The sequence below is a fragment of the Aquabacterium sp. genome (genome assembly GCF_049274795.1).
Taxonomy (GTDB): domain Bacteria; phylum Pseudomonadota; class Gammaproteobacteria; order Burkholderiales; family Burkholderiaceae_C; genus Aquabacterium.
Genome location: NZ_JBASTH010000013.1, coordinates 1 through 23,171 on the forward strand (window position 1 = coordinate 1; position 23,171 = coordinate 23,171).

20 protein-coding genes and 6 tRNA genes are annotated in these 23,171 nt (G+C 66.2%); 23 read left to right on the forward strand and 3 right to left on the reverse strand.

Annotated elements, in window-relative coordinates:
- The first annotated feature begins 371 nt into the window (after window positions 1-371).
- The 23 genes from leuC (at window position 372) to WAQ08_RS01530 (ending at window position 20,978) form a co-directional block, all read left to right on the forward strand.
- A complete protein-coding gene (leuC, locus tag WAQ08_RS01420) occupies window positions 372-1,781 on the forward strand; it encodes a 3-isopropylmalate dehydratase large subunit (protein WP_422188856.1) in 1,410 nt (469 codons plus the stop codon).
- Between the two features lie 31 nt (window positions 1,782-1,812).
- Entirely contained in the window at window positions 1,813-1,941 is a 129-nt protein-coding gene (locus WAQ08_RS01425) for an entericidin A/B family lipoprotein (protein ID WP_422188857.1), read from the forward strand.
- A 20-nt stretch (window positions 1,942-1,961) separates the two neighbouring features.
- Entirely contained in the window at window positions 1,962-2,609 is a 648-nt protein-coding gene (gene leuD / locus WAQ08_RS01430) for a 3-isopropylmalate dehydratase small subunit (protein WP_422188858.1), read from the forward strand.
- Window positions 2,610-2,637: 28 nt separating this feature from the next.
- Entirely contained in the window at window positions 2,638-3,714 is a 1,077-nt protein-coding gene (leuB, locus tag WAQ08_RS01435; RefSeq protein WP_422188887.1) for a 3-isopropylmalate dehydrogenase, read from the forward strand.
- 50 nt (window positions 3,715-3,764) lie between these two features.
- Window positions 3,765-4,898 (forward strand): aspartate-semialdehyde dehydrogenase, encoded by a 1,134-nt coding sequence (asd, locus tag WAQ08_RS01440; protein ID WP_422188859.1) that lies wholly within the window; start codon window positions 3,765-3,767, stop codon window positions 4,896-4,898.
- Window positions 4,899-5,176: 278 nt separating this feature from the next.
- Window positions 5,177-7,903 (forward strand): FimV/HubP family polar landmark protein, encoded by a 2,727-nt coding sequence (locus WAQ08_RS01445; RefSeq protein ID WP_422188860.1) that lies wholly within the window; start codon window positions 5,177-5,179, stop codon window positions 7,901-7,903.
- Window positions 7,904-7,920: 17 nt separating this feature from the next.
- Window positions 7,921-8,859 carry a tRNA pseudouridine(38-40) synthase TruA gene (truA, locus tag WAQ08_RS01450; protein WP_422188861.1) on the forward strand — a complete coding sequence of 313 codons (939 nt, stop codon included), beginning with the start codon at window positions 7,921-7,923 and terminating at the stop codon, window positions 8,857-8,859.
- A 112-nt stretch (window positions 8,860-8,971) separates the two neighbouring features.
- Window positions 8,972-9,682: a phosphoribosylanthranilate isomerase gene (locus tag WAQ08_RS01455; protein WP_422188862.1), complete on the forward strand. Its 711-nt coding sequence runs from the start codon at window positions 8,972-8,974 to the stop codon at window positions 9,680-9,682.
- On the forward strand, window positions 9,676-10,947 hold the full coding sequence (trpB, locus tag WAQ08_RS01460) for a tryptophan synthase subunit beta (RefSeq protein ID WP_422188863.1): 1,272 nt from the start codon (window positions 9,676-9,678) through the stop codon (window positions 10,945-10,947). Before WAQ08_RS01455 ends, trpB begins: the two co-directional genes overlap by 7 nt.
- A 23-nt stretch (window positions 10,948-10,970) precedes the next feature.
- The gene (gene trpA, locus WAQ08_RS01465) at window positions 10,971-11,798 is read left to right on the forward strand and encodes a tryptophan synthase subunit alpha (RefSeq protein ID WP_422188888.1); all 828 of its coding nucleotides are present in this window, start codon (window positions 10,971-10,973) and stop codon (window positions 11,796-11,798) included.
- Entirely contained in the window at window positions 11,795-12,667 is an 873-nt protein-coding gene (gene accD, locus WAQ08_RS01470; RefSeq protein ID WP_422188864.1) for an acetyl-CoA carboxylase, carboxyltransferase subunit beta, read from the forward strand. Before trpA ends, accD begins: the two co-directional genes overlap by 4 nt.
- A gap of 239 nt (window positions 12,668-12,906) precedes the next feature.
- The gene (gene folC / locus WAQ08_RS01475; RefSeq protein ID WP_422188889.1) at window positions 12,907-14,313 is read left to right on the forward strand and encodes a bifunctional tetrahydrofolate synthase/dihydrofolate synthase; all 1,407 of its coding nucleotides are present in this window, start codon (window positions 12,907-12,909) and stop codon (window positions 14,311-14,313) included.
- A 56-nt stretch (window positions 14,314-14,369) separates the two neighbouring features.
- Window positions 14,370-15,212, forward strand: coding sequence for an SPOR domain-containing protein (locus WAQ08_RS01480; protein WP_422188865.1), 843 nt, complete (start codon window positions 14,370-14,372; stop codon window positions 15,210-15,212).
- Window positions 15,213-15,231: 19 nt separating this feature from the next.
- Complete coding sequence (locus tag WAQ08_RS01485) at window positions 15,232-15,756, forward strand: CvpA family protein (RefSeq protein WP_422188866.1); 525 nt, start codon at window positions 15,232-15,234, stop codon at window positions 15,754-15,756.
- 47 nt (window positions 15,757-15,803) lie between these two features.
- Window positions 15,804-17,330: an amidophosphoribosyltransferase gene (purF, locus tag WAQ08_RS01490; protein ID WP_422188867.1), complete on the forward strand. Its 1,527-nt coding sequence runs from the start codon at window positions 15,804-15,806 to the stop codon at window positions 17,328-17,330.
- A 20-nt stretch (window positions 17,331-17,350) separates the two neighbouring features.
- Complete coding sequence (locus WAQ08_RS01495) at window positions 17,351-18,607, forward strand: O-succinylhomoserine sulfhydrylase (protein WP_422188868.1); 1,257 nt, start codon at window positions 17,351-17,353, stop codon at window positions 18,605-18,607.
- Window positions 18,608-18,615: 8 nt separating this feature from the next.
- Window positions 18,616-20,049 carry a glutamate--tRNA ligase gene (gltX, locus tag WAQ08_RS01500; RefSeq protein WP_422188869.1) on the forward strand — a complete coding sequence of 478 codons (1,434 nt, stop codon included), beginning with the start codon at window positions 18,616-18,618 and terminating at the stop codon, window positions 20,047-20,049.
- Window positions 20,050-20,159: 110 nt separating this feature from the next.
- Window positions 20,160-20,235, forward strand: a tRNA-Ala gene (locus WAQ08_RS01505).
- A gap of 81 nt (window positions 20,236-20,316) precedes the next feature.
- Window positions 20,317-20,392: transfer RNA gene (locus WAQ08_RS01510), tRNA-Glu, on the forward strand.
- A gap of 54 nt (window positions 20,393-20,446) precedes the next feature.
- A tRNA-Asp gene (locus tag WAQ08_RS01515) sits at window positions 20,447-20,523 on the forward strand.
- 99 nt (window positions 20,524-20,622) lie between these two features.
- Window positions 20,623-20,698 (forward strand) — tRNA-Ala (locus WAQ08_RS01520).
- A gap of 75 nt (window positions 20,699-20,773) precedes the next feature.
- Window positions 20,774-20,849, forward strand: a tRNA-Glu gene (locus WAQ08_RS01525).
- 52 nt (window positions 20,850-20,901) lie between these two features.
- A tRNA-Asp gene (locus WAQ08_RS01530) sits at window positions 20,902-20,978 on the forward strand.
- An 88-nt stretch (window positions 20,979-21,066) separates the two neighbouring features.
- Here the strand turns inward: WAQ08_RS01530 and WAQ08_RS01535 are convergent.
- The 3 genes from WAQ08_RS01535 to WAQ08_RS01545 are packed head-to-tail and all read right to left on the reverse strand — an operon-like array spanning window position 21,067 to window position 23,044.
- Window positions 21,067-21,546 (reverse strand): MaoC family dehydratase, encoded by a 480-nt coding sequence (locus WAQ08_RS01535; RefSeq protein ID WP_422188870.1) that lies wholly within the window; start codon window positions 21,544-21,546, stop codon window positions 21,067-21,069.
- Complete coding sequence (locus WAQ08_RS01540) at window positions 21,543-22,469, reverse strand: DMT family transporter (protein WP_422188871.1); 927 nt, start codon at window positions 22,467-22,469, stop codon at window positions 21,543-21,545. The genes WAQ08_RS01535 and WAQ08_RS01540 overlap by 4 nt, the downstream gene beginning before the upstream one ends.
- On the reverse strand, window positions 22,466-23,044 hold the full coding sequence (locus tag WAQ08_RS01545) for a methylated-DNA--[protein]-cysteine S-methyltransferase (protein WP_422188872.1): 579 nt from the start codon (window positions 23,042-23,044) through the stop codon (window positions 22,466-22,468). The genes WAQ08_RS01540 and WAQ08_RS01545 overlap by 4 nt, the downstream gene beginning before the upstream one ends.
- Window positions 23,045-23,171: the final 127 nt, after the last annotated feature.

The window sequence follows — 23,171 nt, forward strand, 5'->3', positions numbered from 1 at the left end:
TCGATCATCTCGGCCAGCGGCTGGCGGAAGAAGTCGGCGCTGTCGGGCTGAGCCATCGGCAAAACTCCCAGAAATCAAATCGTGATGCAACGATTCTCGGGGGATCACTCACCCAGCGGTACCGGCGCAAACCCAGTGTTCATGCGGGTTGGCGGGGTTTTGCAGGGCCGACGAAATAACTCGCATTTGAATATCCAGCAATGCTCAGCCAAGGGTATTGGCAACCGCGCCTCAGCCTATTACTGCCTGTAACCCCGAGGCCCAGGGGGCATAACCCTCGCGCTCGCGGGGCCAATGTCTTAAAATCGACGTTTCCCCGCTGTATGCGCCTACCCACGCTCGATACCAGCCCGCCAAGGGCCCTTGCCACCATGGGACGCACCCTCTACGACAAGCTCTGGGACGAACACGTCGTCCACACCGAAGATGACGGCACCGCCGTGCTCTACATCGATCGCCAACTGCTGCATGAAGTGACCAGCCCGCAGGCCTTCGAAGGCCTGGACATCGCTGGCCGCAAGATGTGGCGCCTGTCGGCCAACCTGGCCGTGAGCGACCACAATGTACCGACCACCGACCGTCGCGATGGCATCCAGGACCCGGTGTCCAAGCTGCAGGTCGACACGCTCGACACCAACTGCGACCGCTTCGGCATCACGCAGTTCAAGATGAGCGACAAGCGCCAGGGCATCGTCCACGTGATCGGCCCGGAGCAGGGCGCCACGCTGCCCGGCATGACGGTCGTCTGCGGCGACAGCCACACCTCGACGCATGGCGCCTTCGGTGCGCTGGCTCACGGCATTGGCACGTCCGAGGTCGAGCACGTCATGGCCACGCAGACGCTGCTGGCCAAGAAGGCCAAGAACATGCTGATCAAGGTCGAAGGCACCCTGGGCAAGGGCTGCAGCGCCAAAGACATCGTGCTGGCCATCATCGCCAGGATCGGCACCGCCGGCGGCACGGGCTACACCATCGAGTTCGCCGGCAGCGCCATCCGCGCTCTGAGCATGGAAGGCCGCATGACGGTCTGCAACATGGCCATCGAAGGCGGCGCGCGCGCCGGCCTTGTGGCTGTGGACGACAACACGATCAACTACGTCAAGGGCCGTCCCTTCACGCCCACCGGTGTCGAATGGGAGCAGGCCGTGGCCTACTGGCGCACGCTGCATTCCGACCCGGACGCCCATTGGGATGCCGTGGTCGAGCTGGATGCTTCCCAGATCGAGCCGCAGGTCAGTTGGGGCACCTCGCCCGAGATGGTCATCGGCGTGAACGACCGCGTGCCTGATCCCGACAAGGAAAAGGATCCAGTCAAGCGCTCGGCCATGGAGCGCGCGCTGACGTACATGGCGCTCGAGCCCAACAAGGCCATGAGCGACATTCGCATCGACAAGGTCTTCATCGGTTCGTGCACCAACTCCCGCATCGAAGACATGCGCGAGGCCGCCGCCGTGGTCAAGCGCATCGGTGGGCATGTGGCCTCCAACGTCAAGCTGGCCCTGGTCGTGCCGGGCTCCGGCCTGGTCAAGGAGCAGGCCGAGCGTGAAGGTCTGGATCAGATCTTCAAGGCGGCGGGATTCGAGTGGCGTGAGCCCGGTTGCTCCATGTGCCTGGCCATGAACGCCGACCGGCTGGATCCGGGCGAGCGCTGCGCCTCCACCAGCAACCGCAACTTCGAAGGCCGGCAGGGCGCCGGTGGCCGCACCCACCTGGTCAGCCCGGCGATGGCCGCGGCGGCCGCGATGGAAGGCCACTTCGTCGACGTTCGCCGCATCGCCTGATGCACCTTTCTTGACCCTGGAGTACCCCTTCATGTCGAAGCGCTTCGTTTCCCTGATCGCCGCCGTGGCCCTGATGGCGCTAGCGGGTTGTAACACCGTGCACGGTCTGGGTCAGGACATCCAACGCGCAGGCGGCGCCATCTCCGGCGCGGCCAAGTAATCCAGCAAGGCATTGCCACCATGCAAGCATTTCGCATTCACCAGGGGCTTGTGGCCCCGATGGACCGGGAAAACGTCGATACAGACGCGATCATCCCCAAGCAGTACCTGAAGTCGATCAAGCGCACGGGCTTCGGCCCCAACCTGTTCGACGAATGGCGCTACCTCGATGTGGGCGAGCCTGGCCAGGACTCGGCCTCGCGCAAGCCCAACCCGGATTTTGTGCTCAACCAGCCGCGCTACGCGGGTGCGTCGATCCTGATCGCGCGCAAGAACTTCGGTTGCGGCTCCAGCCGTGAGCACGCGCCGTGGGCACTCGATCAGTACGGCTTTCGCGCCATCATCGCGCCCAGCTTCGCCGACATCTTCTTCAACAACAGCTTCAAGAACGGTCTGCTGCCGATCGTGCTGAGCGAGCTGCAGGTGGACAACCTGTTCAACGAAGTGATGGTCTTCCCCGGCTACCAGCTCACCATCGACCTGGAAAAGCAGGTCGTGGTCAAGCCCGATGGCGGCGAGCTGGCCTTCGACGTGCAGCCCTTCCGCAAGTTCTGCCTGCTCAATGGTTTCGACGACATCGGCCTGACCCTGCGCCATGCAGACAAGATCAAGGCCTATGAAGCCGAACGCCTGGCCCAGAAGCCCTGGCTGAACCACCGCATCGTTTAAATCAACCTCCGCTGAGATTCCCATGGTCATGAAGATTGCAGTGCTGCCGGGCGACGGCATCGGTCCCGAAATCATCACCGAGGCCGTCAAGGTTCTCAAGGTGCTGGACCTGCCTTTCGAGCTCGAAGAAGCCAAGGTCGGCGGCGCCGCCTACGACGCCCACGGCCACCCGCTGCCCGAGCACACCCTGAAGCTGGCCATGGACTCCGACGCCGTGCTGTTCGGTTCGGTGGGCGACTGGAAGTACGACAAGCTCGACCGGCCCCTGCGCCCCGAGCAGGCCATCCTGGGCCTGCGCAAGAACATGGGCCTGTTCGCCAACTTCCGCCCGGCCATTTGCTATCCGCAGCTCACGCACGCCTCCAGCCTCAAGCCCGAACTGGTGGCTGGCCTGGACATCCTCATCATCCGTGAGCTGACTGGCGACATCTACTTTGGCCAGCCGCGTGGCCGCCGCGAGGCACCCGATGGCGAGTTCAAGGGCGCCCCTGAAGCCTTCGACACGATGCGCTACAGCAAGCCTGAGATCGAGCGCATCGCGCACGTGGCCTTCCAGGCCGCCCGCAAGCGCAGCAAGCGCGTCACCAGCGTGGACAAGGCCAACGTGCTGGAAACCTTCCAGTTCTGGAAGGACGTGGTCACCGATGTGCATGCCCAGTACCCCGACATCGAGCTGGACCACATGTACGTGGACAACGCCGCGATGCAGCTGGTCAAAGCGCCCAAGCGCTTTGACGTGGTCGTGACCGGCAACATGTTCGGCGACATCCTGTCCGACGCCGCAGCCATGCTGACGGGCTCCATCGGCATGCTGCCCTCGGCCTCGCTGAATGCCAAGGGCCAGGGCCTGTACGAGCCCAGCCATGGTTCTGCGCCTGACATTGCCGGCAAGGGCGTGGCCAACCCGCTGGCCACCATCCTGTCGGCCGCGATGATGCTGCGCTTCAGCCTGAACCAGGAAGAAGCCGCCGCCCGCATCGAGCGCGCTGTGCAAGCCGTGCTGGAGCAAGGCCTGCGCACCGCCGACATCTACAGCGAAGGCACGCAAAAGGTCGGCACCGCCCAGATGGGCGAAGCCGTGGTGACCGCGCTCAAGGCGCAGTGACCCCGCGAGAACTCAATACCCTCTGAGGCGAAGTTAAAAGGATTTTCATCATGGCGACGAAACTGGTTGGATTGGTGGGCTGGCGCGGCATGGTCGGCTCGGTGCTCATGGACCGCATGCAGGCCGAGGGCGATTTCGCCCTGATCGAGCCGCTGTTCTTCAGCACGAGCAACGCGGGCGGCAAGGCCCCGGCCGTGGCCAAGAACGAGACCACGCTCAAGGACGCGTTCGACATCAACGAACTCAAGCGCTGCGACATCATCATCACGGCCCAGGGCGGCGACTACACCACCGAGGTGTTCCCCAAGCTGCGCGCCGCCGGCTGGAACGGCCACTGGATCGATGCCGCGTCGACCCTGCGCATGAAGGACGATGCCGTCATCATCCTGGACCCGGTCAACATGCCGGTGATCAAGAACGCGCTGTCCGACGGCGGCAAGAACTGGGTCGGCGGCAACTGCACCGTCAGCTGCATGCTGATGGGCGTGGGTGCGCTGTACAAGGCCGGCCTGGTCGAGTGGATGTCCACGCAGACCTACCAGGCCGCATCGGGCGGTGGAGCCCAGCACATGCGCGAACTGCTCACGCAGTACGGCACGCTGAACGCCGAGGTCAAGGCCCTGCTGGACGACCCCAAGAGCGCCATCCTCGAGATCGACCGCAAGATCATCGACAAGCAGCGTTCGCTCACCGCCGCTGAGACCGCCAACTTCGGCGTGCCCCTGGGTGGCTCGCTGATCCCCTGGATCGACAAGGACCTGGGCAACGGCCAGTCCAAGGAAGAATGGAAGGGCATGGCCGAGACCAACAAGATCCTCGGCCTGGGCGAAGGTTTTGGCTCGGCCCCGATCCCCGTTGATGGCTTCTGCATCCGCATCGGCGCCATGCGCTGCCACAGCCAGGCCTTGACCTTCAAGCTGCGCAAGGACGTGCCCGTGGCCGACATCGAAGCGATGATCGCCGCCGACAACCCCTGGGCCAAGGTCGTGCCCAACACGCGTGAAGCCTCCATCACGGATCTGACGCCCGTGGCCGTGACAGGCACGCTGACGATCCCCGTGGGCCGCATCCGCAAGCTGGCCATGGGCCCTGAGTACGTCGGCGCCTTCACCATCGGTGACCAGCTGCTGTGGGGTGCCGCCGAGCCGCTGCGCCGCATGCTGCGCATCCTGCTGGACGCCTGATCCCTGAGCGCTGAAACAAGTTGTGACGACGCCATGTTGCCGTGCGGCGACAATCGGCGCCGTCCGGCAACAGGAGGGTAGGGATAAGCGAGTGTTTCACGCAGATCAGTATTTGCGTGAGCTTGTTTCCCTATCCTCTTGATGCTATTGTGATTTCTTCTATCGTTCAGCATCGGGGCACTCTGCGGATCCTGGGCTGAAACGACTCGGGGGACGCTTTGAAAGATCGATCGTTGTCAGTGGGGCACCTGCCCCAGCCTTCTGTTTCGCCCTTCACCGTGAAAAAGGTCGCGCTCGCAGCGGCCTTTTCTGCGTTGTCCCTGGCGCCATTGGCGTCATGGGCACTGGGTCTGGGCCGTTTGAACGTGCAGTCGGCGCTGGGTGAGCCCTTGCGGGCCGAAATCGAGATCACCAGCATCACGAACGAGGAAGCCGCCTCGCTGCAGGCCCGCGTGGCCAGTGCAGAAACCTACCGTGCTGCCGGCGTCGATTACAACGCCGTGCTGGCCGCCACCACGATCACCCTGCAAAAGCGCGCCGATGGCCGTTCGGTGTTGCGTCTGAGCAGCGACCGCACGGTGTCGGAACCGTTTGTGGATGCCATCCTGGATCTGGCCTGGTCGTCGGGCCGCCTGGTGCGCGAGTACACGCTGCTGTTCGATCCGGCCACGCCGCGTGCGGCCGCGCCTCAGCCGCTGACCGCTCCGGTGATGGATGCGCCTGCCGCACCTGCACCCGTGCCCGCACCGGCCCGTGCTGCATCCCCTGTGCCTGCACCCGCACCTGCCGTGGTGGCCGAGCCCGCCACGCGCCCCGCGCCTGCGCCTCGCCCGACACGTCCCTCCGCATCGGCCGCTTTCGCGCCGGCTTCTGCCCCTGTGCGTGCCCAGGCGCCCGCACCACGCCCCGCAGCCCCTGTGCCTGCTCCGGCGCCCGTCGAGGCCGCGGCCCCCACGCCCCGCGATTCGGATGCGCAGAGCGTCAAGGTGCGCAGTGGTGACACGCTGTCCAAGATCGCCGAGAAGAACCTGCCTGCCGGTGTGTCGCTCGATCAGATGATCGTGGGCCTGTACCGAGGCAACCCGCACGCCTTCCAGGGCAACAACATGAACCGGCTGAAGTCGGGCGTGGTGCTCAACGTGCCCGATGCCGACAAGGCCACCTCGATCTCGCAGCCTGAGGCGCGCCAGATCATCACGGCGCAAAGCTCCGACTTCGCGGCCTACCGCCAGCGCCTGGCTGCAGGCGTGACCGAGTCGGTTGCCAGCACCCGTGAACGCCAGGCCTCCGGCAAGATCGAGGCCGAGGTGCAAGACCGCAAGCAGGCAGCAACGCCCGCACCTGACAAGCTCACGCTGAGCAAGGGCGGCGCAACCGCCGGCCAAGCCGCCGAGGATCGCCTGGCCAAGGCGCGTGCCGAGAAGGACGCCAACACCCGTGTGGCCGAACTCTCGCGCAACCTTGATGAGCTGCGCAAGCTCAAGGAGCAATCCAACCAGCCGAAGCCGGCCGCTGCACCAGCGCCTGCGCCCAAGCCCGCGCCGGTTCCTGCACCCAAGCCTGCTCCGGTTCCGGCGCCAGCGCCGGCTCCCGTGCCCGTGCCCGCACCAGCGCCTGCGCCTGCGCCTGTTGCCGCACCGGCCTTCGTGCCCAGCCCTGCAGCCTCGGTGCCCGCCAGCGCACCCGTGGCCGCTGAGCCAGCATCCGATGTGGCCTCCGGCTCTGCCACCCAGGTGGCCGATGCCGCTTCGCAAGCCGCTTCCGTGGCAGAGCCCGCATCAGTGGCTGCTCCCACGCTGCCCAAGCCTGTGCAGATCCCTGTGCCCGAGGCCGAGCCTTCGTCCCTCAGCCTGTTCGAATCGATCGATCCGCTGCTCCTGGCGGGTGCCGGTGCAGGCATCGCCTTGATCGCCGGCCTGGGGTTGTACGCCCGTTCGCGCCGCAAGTCGGACAGCGCCGAGACGTCCTTCCTGGAAAGCCGCCTGCAGCCCGATTCGTTCTTCGGTGCCAGCGGTGGCCAGCGCGTCGATACGCGTGATGCCACGGGCGGTCCCTCGTCCATGAGCTATTCGCTCAGCCAGCTCGACGCCATTGGCGACGTGGATCCGGTGGCCGAGGCCGATGTGTACCTGGCCTATGGCCGTGACCTGCAGGCCGAGGAAATCCTCAAGGAAGCACTGCGCAGCAACCCGGACCGCCTGGCGATCCGCACCAAGCTCCTTGAAGTCTACGCCAAGCGTCGTGACACCAAGGGCTTCGAGCAGCTGGCTGGCCAGCTGTTCACCCTCACTGGTGGTGTGGGCGATGACTGGTTGCATGCCCAGGAGATGGGCCTGAGCATCGACCCCGAGAACCCGCTGTACCAGCCGGGTGGCCAGCCGTCGGCCCAGATGCCGCAGGAGCCGGTGTACCAGGAGCCCCTGGGTGCCAGCACCGTGCCGCTATCGGAGATGCCGCCCCTGCATGAGCCGGCACCTGCCTCGCAGGCGCCGCAGCAGGTCTACACCAAGGACGACGATGACCTGGGCATCGACCTGGATATCTCGGCCCCCGTGCCCCTGTCCGACGAGCCGCCTTCGCTGGATGACGTGCCCCCGCTGACTGGCGCCTACCAGGCCCAGCCTTCCGTGGCGCCACCGGCCCCGGCGGCCGATGACCTGTCGCTGGACTTCGACCTGCCGCTGGATGCCGGCACGCCCGCGGCTCCGGCGCCTGCACCGGTGCAGGCCGCCGCGCCCAGCCCTGCACCGACCGCGCCGATGGACTTCGACCTGTCGGGCATCAGCCTGGATTTGGGTGAGCCCGCACCGGCAGACGCCGCTGCTGGTGGCTCGGTGGTCGAGGATCTGGCGGACAACCCGCTGGCCCGCAAGCTGGAGCTGGCCGAAGAATTCCGCCACATCGGTGATGTGGACGGTGCTCGTGAGCTGCTCCAGGAAGTGGTGGCCCAAGCCGATGGCGCCCTGCGTGCCAAGGCCCAGGCCATGCTCGACAGCCTGGGATGAGCGCGAGGCCTTGATCCATGAGTGAAGGGCAGGGGGCTGCGGCCCCTCCCGCCACGAGGGCGACCCGACGGGTCGCCCTTGGCGTTTCTTACCGGGGCTCGGCCTACCACGGCTGGCAGAGCCAGGGGGCTGGCGTGGCCACCGTGCAAGGGGCCTTGGAGAAGGCGCTCTCCGCCTTTGCCACCATGTCGATCTCCGTGGTCTGTGCAGGCCGCACGGATGCCGGGGTACATGGCATCAACCAGGTCGTGCACCTGGACACCGATCTGCACCGCGAGCCCTTTTCGTGGGTGCGGGGCGCCAACAGCTTCCTGCCGCCCGACATCGCCGTGCAATGGGCCGTGGAGGTGCCGCCCGCTTTCCATGCGCGCAACAGCGCCCAGGGGCGGCGCTATGCCTTCATCGTGCTGGAAGCTCCGGTGCGCCCAGCGTTGGAGGTCGGGCAGGTGAGCTGGGTGTTCAGGCCGCTGGATCTGGCGGCCATGCAGGCCGCCGCCGCCTGCCTGATCGGCGAGCATGATTTCAGCAGCTTCCGGGCGGCGCAGTGCCAGTCGCCCACACCGGTCAAGCTGCTGCGCGAGATTCATATTACCCGCTGCGCCGCGCCCGCCTTACCGGTTGGCGCGGGCTCACCGGATGCCGGGCAGGTGCCGCGTCTGCCGGTCGGCTCGGCAGGGCCGCGCCAAGGAGCCTTCGCCGCACATGTCTACTGGCGTTTCGATTTCGAGGGGCAGGCCTTCCTGCACCACATGATCCGCAACATTATGGGCTGCCTGATCGCGGTCGGCAGTGGCAACCAGCCGCCCGAATGGATGCAGGTGGTGCTCGATGCGCGGGACCGGGATGCCGCGGCCCCCACGTTTTCGCCGGACGGGCTGTACTTCCTGGGGCCGCGCTACGACGACAAATGGGGCTTGCCCAATGTGACGCCGGCGCTGGCCTGGCTGCCTGTCTGAGCGCCAATACCCCTCGACCTTGATCGCGCCGCTATCCCGACACAGTCGTTTTTGAGACAATTGGGCCTTTCCAGCTTCGGGCCAGGTAATCGCGCTGGCCTTGCGTTCCCGGATGCTACTTCCCGCTGACCACCGCACCCGCATCAAGATCTGCGGTCTCACCCGCGAATCCGATGTGGAGGTCGCTGCCCAGGCCGGTGCCGATGCCGTGGGCTTCGTGCTGTACCCGAAAAGCCCCCGGTATGTCAGCCCGGCACGCGCTGCGGAGCTTGCGCGCCTGCTGCCTCCGTTCATCACGCCGGTGATTTTGCTGGTCAATGCCGATGATTCGCTGCTGAAGCAGGCTGTTGAGGCTGTTCCGCACGCGCTGCTGCAATTTCACGGTGATGAAGCGCAGGCCGACTGTGACCGGGCAGGGCGGGCCTACCTGCGCGCTGCCCGGATGGGCCCAGGTTTCGATTTGTTAAACTTCGCCCTTGGCTACCCGAGCGCCCAGGCCCTGCTGGTCGACGCCCACGTCGACGGTTATGGCGGGGGCGGTCAGGTATTCGACTGGTCTTTGCTGCCCCGTACGCTGCCGCGCTCGATGATCCTGTCAGGCGGGCTGCACCCGGGCAACGTGGCCGACGGCGTGCGCCAGGTCCGCCCCTGGGGGGTGGACGTGAGCTCCGGCGTCGAGGCGGGCAAGGGCCTGAAGGACCCGGCGCTGGTGCGCCAGTTCTGCCAGGCCGTGCGGGCGGCCGACCGGCAATGTGCCGACTCCCCATGCGATGATTCCGTGAGCCAGCCCCGCGCGACTGAACCCATGAAAGCCTCATGCTGAACTACCAACAGCCCGACGCCCGCGGCCATTTCGGCCCGTACGGCGGCTCCTTCGTCTCCGAGACCCTGGTCCACGCGCTGGACGAACTCAAGGTCGCCTACGAACACTACCGCAACGATCCGGAGTTCGTCGCCGAATTCCACCGCGAGCTGGCCGATTTCGTCGGACGCCCCAGCCCGATCTACCACGCGGCCCGTCTGAGCAGCGAGATCGGTGGCGCGCAGATCTACCTCAAGCGTGAAGATCTGAACCATACTGGCGCGCACAAGGTCAACAACACCATCGGCCAGGCCCTGCTGGCCAAGCGCATGGGCAAGCCCCGCGTGATCGCCGAGACCGGTGCTGGCCAGCATGGCGTGGCCACGGCCACCATCTGCGCCCGCTTCGGCATGGAGTGCGTGGTCTACATGGGCTCCGAAGATGTGAAGCGCCAGTCGCCCAACGTCTACCGCATGCACCTGCTGGGTGCCCGGGTGGTGCCGGTCGAATCCGGCAGCAAGACGCTGAAGGATGCCCTCAACGAGGCCATGCGCGACTGGGTCACCAACGTCGAGAACACCTTCTACATCATCGGCACGGTGGCCGGCCCCGCGCCGTATCCGGCCATGGTGCGCGATTTCCAGAGCGTGATCGGCGAAGAGTGCCTCACGCAGATGCCCACCAAGATCGGCCGCCAGCCGGATGCCGTCATCGCCTGCGTGGGTGGTGGCAGCAACGCCATGGGCATCTTCTATCCCTATATCCCGCATGAAAACGTGCGCCTGATCGGTGTCGAGGCGGCGGGTGAGGGCTACGACAGCGACAAGCATTCGATGTCCCTGCAGTTGGGCTCGCCCGGCGTGCTGCACGGCAACCGCACCTACCTGCTGCAGGATGCGAACGGCCAGATCACCGAGACGCATTCGATCTCGGCCGGCCTGGACTACCCCGGCGTGGGCCCTGAGCACGCCTACCTGAAGGACATCGGCCGCGCCGAGTACGTCGGCATCACCGACAAGGAGGCGCTGGCCGCCTTCCATCGCCTGTGCCGCACCGAAGGCATCATCCCTGCGCTGGAATCCAGCCACGCCGTGGCCTACGGCATGAAGCTGGCCGCCACCATGCGCCCGGATCAGCACATCCTGGTGAACCTGTCCGGCCGTGGCGACAAGGACATTGGCACCGTGGCTGACCTGTCCGGCACCGAGTTCTATGATCGTCCGTCGCAGCGCGGCGTGACCGTCAAGGGCGCTACTCCTGCGGGTGATCAAGGGAGCCAGGCATGAGCAGTGCATCCAACGTGCCCGGCATGAACCGCATCGACGTCACCTTCGCAAACCTGCGCGAACAAGGCCGCAAGGCCCTGATCCCCTTCATCCACTGCGGCGATCCCTATCCTGACCTGTCGCCCGAACTGATGTGGGCCATGGCCGATGCCGGTGCCGACGTGATCGAGCTGGGCGTGCCTTTCAGCGATCCGATGGCCGATGGCCCTGTGATCCAGGCCGCCGCCGAGCGGGCCCTGGCCCACGGCATCTCTTTGCTGCATGTGCTGGCCGATGTGCGGCGTTTCCGCACCCGCAACACCACCACCCCCGTGGTGTTGATGGGCTACGCCAACCCGATCGAGCGCTACGACCTGACCCACGGCCCCGGTGCCTTCGTCAAGGAAGCCCGCGCTGCCGGCGTGGATGGCGTTCTCGTGGTGGACTACCCACCAGAAGAGTGCGAAGAGTTCGCCGCCACCTTGAAGAGCCAGGGCCTGGCCCCCATCTTCCTGCTGGCACCCACCTCCACGGAGGAGCGCATGGCCTCGGTCGGTCGCATCGCCAGCGGTTACGTCTACTACGTCTCGCTCAAGGGCGTGACGGGCGCTGGTCATCTGGACACTACCCAGGTCGCCGCCACCATTCCCCGCATTCGCCAGCACGTCCACATCCCCGTGGGCGTCGGTTTCGGGATCCGCGATGCAGAAACGGCCAAGGCCGTCGCCGCCGTGTCCGATGCAGTCGTCATCGGTTCCCGCATCGTGCAATTGCTTGAAACGCAAAGCCGTGAGACCATCGCCGCCGCCGCGGGCGCGTTCATTGCTGATATCCGTGCGGCGCTCGATTCCCTGAAAGGACCTTCGTCATGAGCTGGCTCGAAAAACTGCTGCCGCCCAAGATTCAGCCGACCGACCCGGCTGAACGGCGCACCATGCCCGAGGGCCTGTGGACCAAGTGCCCTTCGTGCGAAACGGTGCTCTACAAGAGCGATCTGAGCGCTAACCAGTACGTCTGCCCTAAGTGCAGCTTCCACAACCGCATCGGTGCCCGTGAGCGCCTGGATGCCTTCCTGGATGCCGAGGGCCGTTACGAGATCGGCCAGGAAATCCTGCCGGTCGACGCGCTGAAGTTCCGCGATAACAAGAAGTACCCTGATCGCCTGAAGCAGGCCATGGAAGCCACCGGCGAGACCGATGCGCTGGTGGTGCTGGGCGGCTCGGTGCACGGCATCGCCCTGGTGACGGCGTGCTTCGAGTTCGACTTCATGGGCGGCTCAATGGGCTCCGTGGTGGGCGAGCGTTTCGCGCGTGGCGTCGAAACCGCCGTTGATCAGAAGACGCCTTTCGTGTCCTTCACGGCCACCGGCGGCGCCCGCATGCAGGAAGGCCTGCTGAGCCTGATGCAGATGGCCAAGACCAACGCCGCGCTCACGCGCCTGGCCAAGGCCAAGTTGCCCTACATCAGCGTGCTGACCGACCCGACCATGGGCGGCGTGTCCGCCAGCTTCGCCTTCATGGGCGACGTGGTGATCGCCGAGCCCAAAGCCCTGGTGGGCTTCGCCGGCCCCCGCGTGATCGAGAACACCGTGCGCGAGAAGCTGCCCGAGGGCTTCCAGCGCGCCGAGTTCCTGCTGCAGCAGGGCGCCATCGACATGATCATCGACCGCCGTGAGCTCAAGCAGACCATCGCACGCCAGTTGGCGATGCTGCTGCGCCAGCCGGCTGACGCGCTGGTGTGAGGCGTATCGCGCCGCTGACACGCTCTCGAACTGCTGATGAATCCCCACGGGCTGCCTTCGGGTGGCCCGTGACACGTCTGGTGTCGTCCACGGGCCTCAGGTTCCGCCTAACGTCCGAGCCCTGCTGCCGTCGCGGCACGTTGTCAGCGTGGCCAGAGCCCTTGTAGCCCTTGTGATTTGGGGCCTTTGCCCCGATCTGCCAGTCGCCTTCCTCTGATCCTTTGTCTGACCTCTTGTCCATGACCTCCCGCCACGCGACCCTGGCCGATTGGCTGGCCCACTGTGAACGCCTGCACACCGCCCAGATCGAACTGGGCTTGGAGCGTGTGACCAGCGTGTGGCAGCGCATGGGCATCACCCTGGGTACGCCCGTCGTCGATGCCGCTGCAGGCCAGGAGGCTGCTGATGGCGCCCCGGTAGTCTTTACCGTGGCGGGCACCAATGGCAAGGGCTCGACCTGCGCCATGCTGGAGGGCATCCTGATGTCCGCCGGCTACCGCACCGGCGTGTACGGATCGCCCCATCTGGTGCACTTCGAAGAGCGTTGCCGCATCAACGGCACCCCTGCGAAGGCCGATGAGTTTCTGCCGCATTTCGAGGCGGTCGAGCAGGCGCGCGGTGACATGCCGCTGACGTACTTCGAATTCACGACCCTGGCGATCATGCGCCTCATGGCCCAGGCCGGGCTGGACGCGGTGATCCTGGAAGTGGGCCTGGGTGGCCGCCTGGACGCCGTCAACATCATCGATGCCGACTGCGCGGTGATCACCAGCATCGACCTGGACCACATGGAGTTCCTGGGCCCGGATCGCGAGGCCATCGGCAGCGAGAAGGCCGGCATCATGCGGGCAGGTCGCCCAGTGGTCGTCTCTGATCCCAAGGTGCCTGGCAGCGTCGTGGCGCATGCCGAATCCCTGGGCGCAGACCTCTGGCTGTTCGGTCGCGACCACAACTATGCGGGTGACCGCCAGCAGTGGTCCTGGGGCGGGCGCAACAAGCGCTTCAACGGCATGGCCTATCCCTCGCTGCGCGGCGCCAACCAGTTGCTGAACGCCTCGGGCGTGCTGGCCGCGCTGGAAGCCGTGCGCAACCGCCTGCCGGTGCCGGCCCAGGCAGTGCGCACCGGTCTGGCCACCGTCGAGCTGCCGGGCCGTTTCCAGATCGTGCCGGGCCAGCCCACGCTGATCCTGGATGTGGCCCACAACCCGCACGCGGCCGCCACGCTGGCCGTGAACCTGGACCAGATGGGCTTTTTCCCGCGCACGCACGTGGTGTGGGGCGCCATGGCTGACAAAGACATGGCCGGCATGGTGGAAAAACTGCTGCCGCTGGTGGATGCCTGGCACTGCTGCGACCTGCCCACGCCCCGTGCCGCATCGGCGCAACAGCTGGCCGACCTGGTGCGCGCCCTGCAGGCCCAGCCCGGCCCTGTCACTTTGCCCAAGGCCGCCGTGAACACCCACCCGGATCCGATGGCCGCGCTGCACGCGGCGCTCGCCGGAGCGGACCCGGCGGATAGAATCCTGGTCTTCGGCTCCTTCTTCACGGTGGGCGGGGTGCTGCACGAGGGCCTGCCCCGTCTGAATGCGCCCCACATGCCGGGAAGTACCCCTCCGAACACCCCGTCGAGTGCCCCCGCGGGCTGAGGCCAGGCCGCCTCGGCCCTCCCGCTGACCCGATCCCCGTAGCCCCCGCGACCCGCATGCCGCTGCCATCGTTTTTCCAGCGCTTCCGTTCCGGTGCCCAGACGCCGGCGCCCCAGGTCCAGCCCTTGTCGCCCGCCGACATCGAACAGGCCCGCGTCAGGGCCCGCCGCCGGATGATCGGGATGGCGGTGCTGGTGGGGGCCGGTGTGATCGGCTTCCCTTGGCTGTTCGAAACCCAGCCCCGTCCGCTCGCCACCGACATCCAGGTGGTCAATGCAGCCGCGCCGGGCGCCCCTGCCACCACGCCGCCCACGCGACTGGCCAGTGGCAAGGTCACGCAGGCGGCTGCCGAGCCGGTCGTGCCGCCCCAGGTCAGCCGCGCGCTGGATGCCGAACGCAGCGCTCAGGTGGCCGCCCGCAGCGAAGCCGCAGCTGCAGCCCGCGAGGAGATCGTCGAGGCGCCGGAGCCGAAGCCCGAGCCCAAACCGGCGCCCAAGCCGGAGGTCCGCAAGCCCGAGCCGAAACCTGAGCCCAAGAAGCCCGAGGCGGCCAAGCCTGCGCAGACTGCGGCTGTGGCCAAACCGGCAGACAAGAAGCCCGCCACCCCTGCAAAACCCGAAGCCAAGCCTGAGACCAAGCCGGCGGCCAAGGACAGCAAGGAGGACGCCGACACCCGATACATCGTCCAGGTGGGTGCTTTCGGCGACAACACCACGGCGCACGCCGCACGCATGAAGGTCGAGCGCCTGGGCATCAAGACCTATACCCAGGCCGTGGACACGCCCAGCGGCAAGAAGATACGCGTGCGCGTCGGCCCCTATACCAACAAGGCCGATGCCGACAAGGCCATCGCGGCCTTGCGCAAGGCCGGCCTGGCTGGCCAGTTGCTCACCCTGTGAGCCTTGAGAGAAACCCCTCGTGGAAGAACTGAGCAACGCCACCGCCGGCTGGTCCATCGTGGACCTGGCCCTGGCCGTCGGCCTGCTGCTGTCCATGGTGGTGGGGCTGTGGCGCGGCCTGCTCACCGAGGTGCTGTCACTCCTGGGCTGGGTGGTGGCTTACTTCGTGGCGCAGTGGTGGGGGCCAGCCATGGGCCGCACCTTGCCCGTTGACGAACCCGGCTCGCGACTGAACGTGCTGGCCGGAATGATCGTGGTGTTCGTGCTGACCTGGCTGAGCTGGGCGCTGCTGTCGTGGGCCTTGCGCCAGATCGTCAGCGCCTCGGGCCTGGGCGGTACCGACCGCCTGCTGGGCGGCATGTTCGGCCTGGCGCGCGGCCTGCTGATCGCCCTGGTGCTCTACACGCTGATCAGCATGACCCCCATGACCGACTGGGAACCCTGGAAGGCCTCCCATGCCGCGCCGTGGCTGGCCGAGGTGATGGGCATCCTGCGCCCCGTGCTGCCCGTCGAGGTGGTGAAGTATCTGCCGGCGTCAGCCTGATCCGGCCCGGCCCGTTTTTGAAGTTTTCGTGAACAAGAGGTGATCCCATGTGCGGCATCGTTGGTGTGATTTCCAAGGCGCCCGTCAACCAGCTGATCTATGACGCGCTGCTGCTGTTGCAGCACCGCGGCCAGGATGCAGCCGGCATCGTGACGGCCGGCCCAGACGCGCATGGACGCAAGTTCTTCATGCACAAGGCGCGTGGCATGGTGAAAGACGTCTTCCGCACGCGCAACATGCGTGCCTTGAGCGGCACCGTGGGCCTGGGCCAGGTGCGCTACCCCACCGCCGGCAATGCCTTCAACGAGGAAGAGGCCCAGCCCTTCTACGTGAACGCCCCGTTCGGCCTGGTGCTGGTGCACAACGGCAACCTGACCAACGCCCACGCCCTGCGTGAAGAGCTGTTCGACATCGACCGTCGCCACCTCAACACCGACAGCGACACCGAGGTGCTGATCAACGTGCTGGCGCACGAGCTGGAGCTGTCCGGCCGCGATCTGCCGCTCACGCCTGCTGCCATTTTCAAGGCCGTGCGCGCCGTGCACAAGCGCATCAAGGGCTCCTACGCCGTGGTGTGCCTGATCGCCGGTTACGGCCTGGTGGCCTTCCGCGATCCCTTCGGCATCCGCCCCCTGTGCTACGGCGAGGCCGACCTGCCCGTGGGCCGTGAGGTGATCGTGGCCAGCGAATCCGTGGCGCTGGAAGGCACGGGCCACCGCTTCGTGCGCGACGTGCAGCCCGGCGAGGCCCTGTTCGTCGACCTGGACGGCGTGGTACACGCCGAGCAGTGCGCCGACAACCCTGTGCTCAACCCCTGCATGTTCGAGTTCGTCTACCTGGCGCGCCCGGATTCCACCATCGATGGTGTGTCGGTCTACCAGGCCCGCCTGGAGATGGGCGAGACCCTGGCCCAGCGCGTGATCTCGACCATGCCGCCGTCCGATATCGATGTGGTCATCCCCATCCCTGAATCCAGCCGCCCCTCGGCCATGCAGCTGGCGCAGAAGCTGGGCAAGCCCTACCGCGAAGGTTTCGTCAAGAACCGCTACGTGGGCCGCACCTTCATCATGCCGGGGCAGGGCGCACGCAAGAAGTCCGTGCGCCAGAAGCTCAACGCCATCGGCCTGGAGTTCAAGGGCCGCAACGTGCTGCTGGTCGATGACTCCATCGTGCGTGGCACCACCTCGAAAGAGATCGTGCAGATGGCCCGCGAGGCCGGCGCCAACAAGGTCTACCTGGCCTCGGCCGCACCGCCCGTGCGCTTCCCCAACGTGTACGGCATCGACATGCCCACCAAGGCCGAGCTGGTGGCCCATGGCCGCACGCTCGAAGACATCCGCCAGATCATCGGCGCCGACGCGCTGATCTACCAGGACGTGGACGCGATGAAGCGCGTGGTCGGCAAGCTCAACCCGAACATCAAGGGCTTCGAGGCCTCGTGCTTCGATGGCACCTACATCACGGGTGACGTGAGCGCCGACGACTTCGCCGCCATCGAATCGCAGCGCCTGACGCAGAAGGACGAAGAAGACGCGATCAACTCGCGCCTAGCCCTGCAAAGCGCCACCGACTGATCCGACTGCCGCTGACCACCATGGCTGATCAGAAGAAGAAACTGCCCCGCAAGGCCCTGCCGCCCGATGCCCGCATCGAGACGCTGGCCGTGCGCGAGGGCCTGCCCGCCACGCCCTGGGGCGAGAACTCCGAAGCGCTGTTCCTGACCAGCAGCTTCGTCCACCCCGATGCGGCCACGGCCGCCGCGCGCTTCGCCAACGAAGAAGAAGCCTTCGTCTACTCGCGCTTCACCAACCCGACCACGATGATGTTCGAGCGCCGCCTGGCCGCGCTCGAAGGCACCGAGGCCGCCATCGCCACGGCCAGTGGCATGAGCGCCATCCTGCTGATGATCATGGGCCTGCTCAAGGCCGGTGACCACGTCATCTGTTCGCGCAGCGTGTTCGGCGCCACCATCGTGCTGTTCGAGCGCGAGTTCGGCAAGTTCGGAGTCGAGACCACCTTCGTCTCGCAGACCGACATCGCCGAGTGGCGCGCCGCCGTGCGCCCCAACACCAAGCTGCTGTTCGCCGAAACGCCCAGCAACCCGATGACCGAGGTCTGCGACATCACGCAATTGGCCGAGATCGCGCACGCCGCGGGGGCCTTGCTGGCCGTGGACAACTGCTTCTGCACGCCAGCGCTGCAGCAGCCCGTCAAGCTGGGTGCCGATCTGGTCATCCACTCCGGCACCAAGTACCTCGATGGCCAGGGCCGCGTGCTGGCCGGCGCCATCTGCGGCAGCGACAAGCTCATCAACGGCACCTTCATGCCGGTGATGCGTGGCGCGGGCATGAGCCTGTCGCCCTTCAACGCCTGGGTCGTGCTCAAGGGTCTGGAGACGCTGTCCATCCGCATGGCCGCGCAGAGCGCCAACGCGCTCAAGCTGGCGCAATGGCTGCCTGAGCAGCCCGGCGTGGATCAGGTCTACTACCCCGGCCTGCCCAGCCACCCGCAGCATGCGCTGGCCATGAAGCAGCAGAACGGCTGTGGCGGCGCGGTGGTGTCCTTCACCGTGAAGGCAGGGCAGGGCGCTGATGCTGCCGATGCGCAAGCCTTGCGCCAAGCCGCCTTCCACGTCATCGACCAGACCCGGCTGTGCTCCATCACCGCCAACCTGGGCGACACCAAGACGCTGATCACCCACCCGGGCTCTACCTCGCACGGCCGCCTGTCGGAAGACCAGCGCCTGGCCGCCGGCATCACGCAGGGCATGATCCGCATCTCTGTGGGCCTGGAACACATCGACGACCTCACGGCCGATCTGGCCCGAGGCCTGCACACACTGAACGATTGAACGACACCGTGAGCACCACTGTCCGCACACGTTTCGCCCCGTCTCCCACGGGCTTCATCCACCTGGGCAACATCCGCTCGGCCCTGTATCCATGGGCCTTTGCGCGTGCCAACCAGGGCGCTTTCATCCTGCGCATCGAAGACACCGACGTCGAGCGCTCCTCGCAAGAGGCCGTCGACGTCATCCTCGAAGGCATGAAGTGGCTGGGCCTGGACCACGACGAAGGCCCGTTCTACCAGATGCAGCGCATGGACCGTTACAAGGTCGTGCTGCAGGATCTGGTGGCCCAAGGCCACGTCTACCCCTGCTACATGTCCACGCAAGAGCTGGATGCCTTGCGCGAGCGGCAGATGGCCAACAAGGACAAGCCGCGCTACGACGGCACCTGGCGCCCCGAGCCCGGCAAGCAACTGCCCCCCGTGCCCGAAGGCGTCAAGCCCGTGCTGCGCTTCAAGAACCCCATTGGGGGTTCAGTGGTGTGGGAAGACAAGGTCAAGGGCCGCATCGAGATCAGCAACGATGAGCTCGACGACCTGGTGATCGCGCGCCCCGCATCGGAGGACGATGCCGGCATCGTGGGCACGCCCACCTACAACTTCTGCGTCGTGGTCGATGACCTGGACATGGCCATCACCCACGTGATCCGTGGCGACGACCACGTCAACAACACGCCGCGCCAGATCAACATCTTCAAGGCCCTGGGCAAGGAGCCGCCGGTCTACGCCCATTTGCCCACCGTGCTCAACGAGCAGGGCGAGAAGATGTCCAAGCGCCACGGCGCCAAGGCCGTCACGCAGTACCGCGACGAAGGCTACCTGGCCGATGCCATCGTGAACTACCTGGCCCGCCTGGGTTGGAGCCACGGCGACGACGAGATCTTCTCGCGCCAGCAACTGGTCGAGTGGTTCAACCTGGACCACCTGGGCAAGAGCGCCGGCCAGTTCGATGAGGCCAAGCTGCGCTGGGTGGCCCAGCAGCACATGAAGACGGCCGACGACAAACTGCTGGCCTCGCTGGTGCTGCAGCAGTGGCAATCGCGCGGCGTGGCCGTGCCCGCCGCGCTGCAGCAGGGCGGCACGCTGGCCGCGATCTGCGCGCTGTTCAAGGACCGCTGCGCCACCACGGTGGAACTGGCCGGCTGGCTGGCCATGTACCTGGGCAAGGTGCAGGCGCCTGCTGATGAACTGGCTGCCCATCTCACCGATGCCGTCAAGCCTGCCGTGGCCGCGCTGGCTGCCCGCCTGAAGGCGCTGCCTAATTGGGACAAGGCCGCCATCGCCGCCGCCCTCAAGGAAACGCTGACGGAAGCCGGCCTGAAGATGCCCCAGCTGGCCATCCCCGTGCGCCTGCTGGTGTGCGGTCGTGCACAGACGCCTTCGGTCGATGCTGTGCTGGCCTTGTTCGATCGTGAGGTTGTGGTGCAACGTTTGATCGAAACTTGATGAGAGCGCAAAAACCGATATATACTCTCGGTCTCGCTTGAACGACGCTTTGTTTGAACAACGAAGCAGCCGGGCAGCCTGAAGAAGGTGGTTAAAAGACCAAATTCAACGGGGGTATAGCTCAGCTGGGAGAGCGCTTGCATGGCATGCAAGAGGTCAGCGGTTCGATCCCGCTTACCTCCACCAAACAACCTTCTAGGTTGCAGGTGGTTTCCGGATGCGGAATTGGCCAAGGCACAGCGTCGATCAGGTTGCATGAAGGATTAAGTCCCCTTCGTCTAGAGGCCTAGGACACCACCCTTTCACGGTGACTACAGGGGTTCGAATCCCCTAGGGGACGCCAAGTTTTGACGGCACTTGGCTGGTCTGAAAAGATCAGCGCAGACGTCAGCCACGCGGAGTGGTAGTTCAGTTGGTTAGAATACCGGCCTGTCACGCCGGGGGTCGCGGGTTCGAGTCCCGTCCACTCCGCCAGGTTTTTGAAGGCGCTGTTGGTGACACAGCAGCGCGGCTTGAGGCAGTACAGTTCTCGGTGCCGGTTGGCGCCCTGCCAAACACAGCGATGTGTGCGATGGGGGTATAGCTCAGCTGGGAGAGCGCTTGCATGGCATGCAAGAGGTCAGCGGTTCGATCCCGCTTACCTCCACCATAAGCCCCCCGGGGCCGGTGGCGACAATCGGAGCGTGAACCGCTGCGTTCGGCAGACAATTTAATGAAGACGCAAGTCCCCTTCGTCTAGAGGCCTAGGACACCACCCTTTCACGGTGACTACAGGGGTTCGAATCCCCTAGGGGACGCCAAGTTTTGACGGCACTTGGCCGGTCGCAAGATCGGCACAGACGTCAGCCACGTGGAGTGGTAGTTCAGTTGGTTAGAATACCGGCCTGTCACGCCGGGGGTCGCGGGTTCGAGTCCCGTCCACTCCGCCAAAATGCAAAGCCCTGATGCGCAAGCGTCAGGGCTTTTTGCTTTGTCGCACCGAACACAGGCCCTGTTCGGGCTCTGCGCGGACCGTGCTCAGGCCTGTTCTGCAGCAGGCTCCTTGCGCCCGAACATGGCCCAGTTCTCGATCGTCATCACCACCTCGTCGCGCTGGTTCACGGCTTCCCAGCGTGTCTGCACCAGGCCCACACTGGGCTTGCTCTTCATGGGGCGGCGGCCCAGTACCGTCATGCGGGCGCGGATCTCGTCGCCCACCATCACTGGGCGCAGCCACTTGAGCGAATCCAGCCCCGGTGAGCCCAGGCTGCTGGACTTGAGCAGGAAGCCGTCGCACATCAGCCGCATCACCATGCCGGCCGTGTGCCAGCCGCTGGCGGCCAGGCCACCGAACAGCGATGCCTTGCCCGCCTCTTCGCTCAGGTGGAAGGGCTGCGGGTCGAAATCCGTGGCGAAGCGGATCACCTCGTCGCGGTCGACCTTCTTGGGGCCGAACTCCAGCACCAGGCCTTCGTTGATGTCTTCCCAGTACCAGTAGGCGGGGGGTGCGGCGGTCATGCAATGCGCTCCTTGATGAACAGGCGAGGGGACAGCAGGCCGTTGGACAGCAAGGTGCCCAGCAGGATCACGGCTGTGCCGGCCAGCATGCTCCAGGTGACTTCTTCATCCAGGAAGAGCCAGCCCCACAGCATGCCGAACACGGGGATCAGGAAAGTGACGGTCATGGCGCGGGTGGGGCCCACGCGCGCCAGCAGCCGGTAGAACATCAGGTAGGCCACACCGGTGCACAGCACGGCCAGGCCCAGCAGCGCGACCCAGGTGATGTGCGGTACCTCGGCCCAGGCCGTGGGGGGCGACGGCAAGGTGGCCACAGGTTGCGGCCCCAGCATCCATGCTGGAACGACCAGGATCAGGGCAGCGGCGCTCAGGCAACCGGTGCTCACGCTCAGCGCGGGCAGTTCACTCAGGTAGCGCTTGGTGTGGTGGATGGCGATGGCGTAGGTCAGCGTGCAGCCCAGGGCCAGCGCGACAGCACCATGCGCCAGGGCGCTGTCCACATGGGTGCGGTCTGCTGCCAGCAGGACCACGCCGCTCAGGCCCACCAGCAGGCCGGCCATGGCGCTGGGGCTCAGGCGCTCACGGGCCCAGACCCAGCCCACCAGTGCACCCCACAGCGGCGTCGTGGCGTTCAGGATGGACAGCAGCCCCGCCGGCAAGCCCCGTGCCGCCTGGCTGAAGCCCAGGAAAGGCAGCACGCAAGAGATCAAGCCCGACAACAGCAGCATGGGGATATGGTTGGTCATCTGGCGCGCCTGCCGCTGCCACAGCAGCAGCGGCCACAGCAACAGCAGGGCCCCTACGATGCGGAAGGCCGCGACGGCCAGCGGCCCCACCACGGGCGATGCCATGCGCAGGAACAGGAAGGAGCCGCCCCACAGTGCGGCCAGCACCAGCATCTGGGCAAAATCCCGCGGGGTCATCGGGTGGCTCCGGCCTCGTCGTCGAACAACGTGGATTGATGGACGCTGGCTTCGCGCACGAACTCGCCGTCGATGCGCAGGCCCTCGCGTGTCAGCAGATCGATCTTGCGCGGCATGCCGCTGCTGAAGCCCGTCAGGCGGGCATCGCGGCCGATGATGCGGTGGCAGGGCACGATGACGACGAGCGGGTTGGCGCCCACGGCCATGCCGACGGCCTGCGCGCCCTTGGGCTGGCCGACGTGGCGAGCGATGTCGCCGTAGGTGCGGGTGGCGCCGAAGGGGATCTCCAGCAGGGCCTGCCAGACTGCACATTGGAAGGGCGTGCCCAGCAGGTCCAGCGGTACCTCGAAGGTGGTGGCCTGGCCGTGCCAGTAGCGATCAAGCTCGCGAGCCGCCTGCTGGAGCAACGCGTCCTCAGGTGCCATGGGGGTGTCGCTCAAAGGGCCAGGGTGGTCCTTGGTGCCATGGATGAACCAGGCACCGGCCAGGCCCTGCGCCGTGCGCGCCAGCCGCAGATCACCCAGGGGTGAGGCCACGATGGCCTGGGCGGTGTAGCGGTGCGGTGAGAAGGGCATGTGGCGGGCCGTCGGGCCGTGAGGCCGCGCTGCGTTTGTCGTGTTTCGGCGTGGGTGCCGCGTTCAGCCCATGATCCTAGCGGCTCGGTGAAGGTTTTGCCGATGAAAGGACACGTTCTGTGGATTG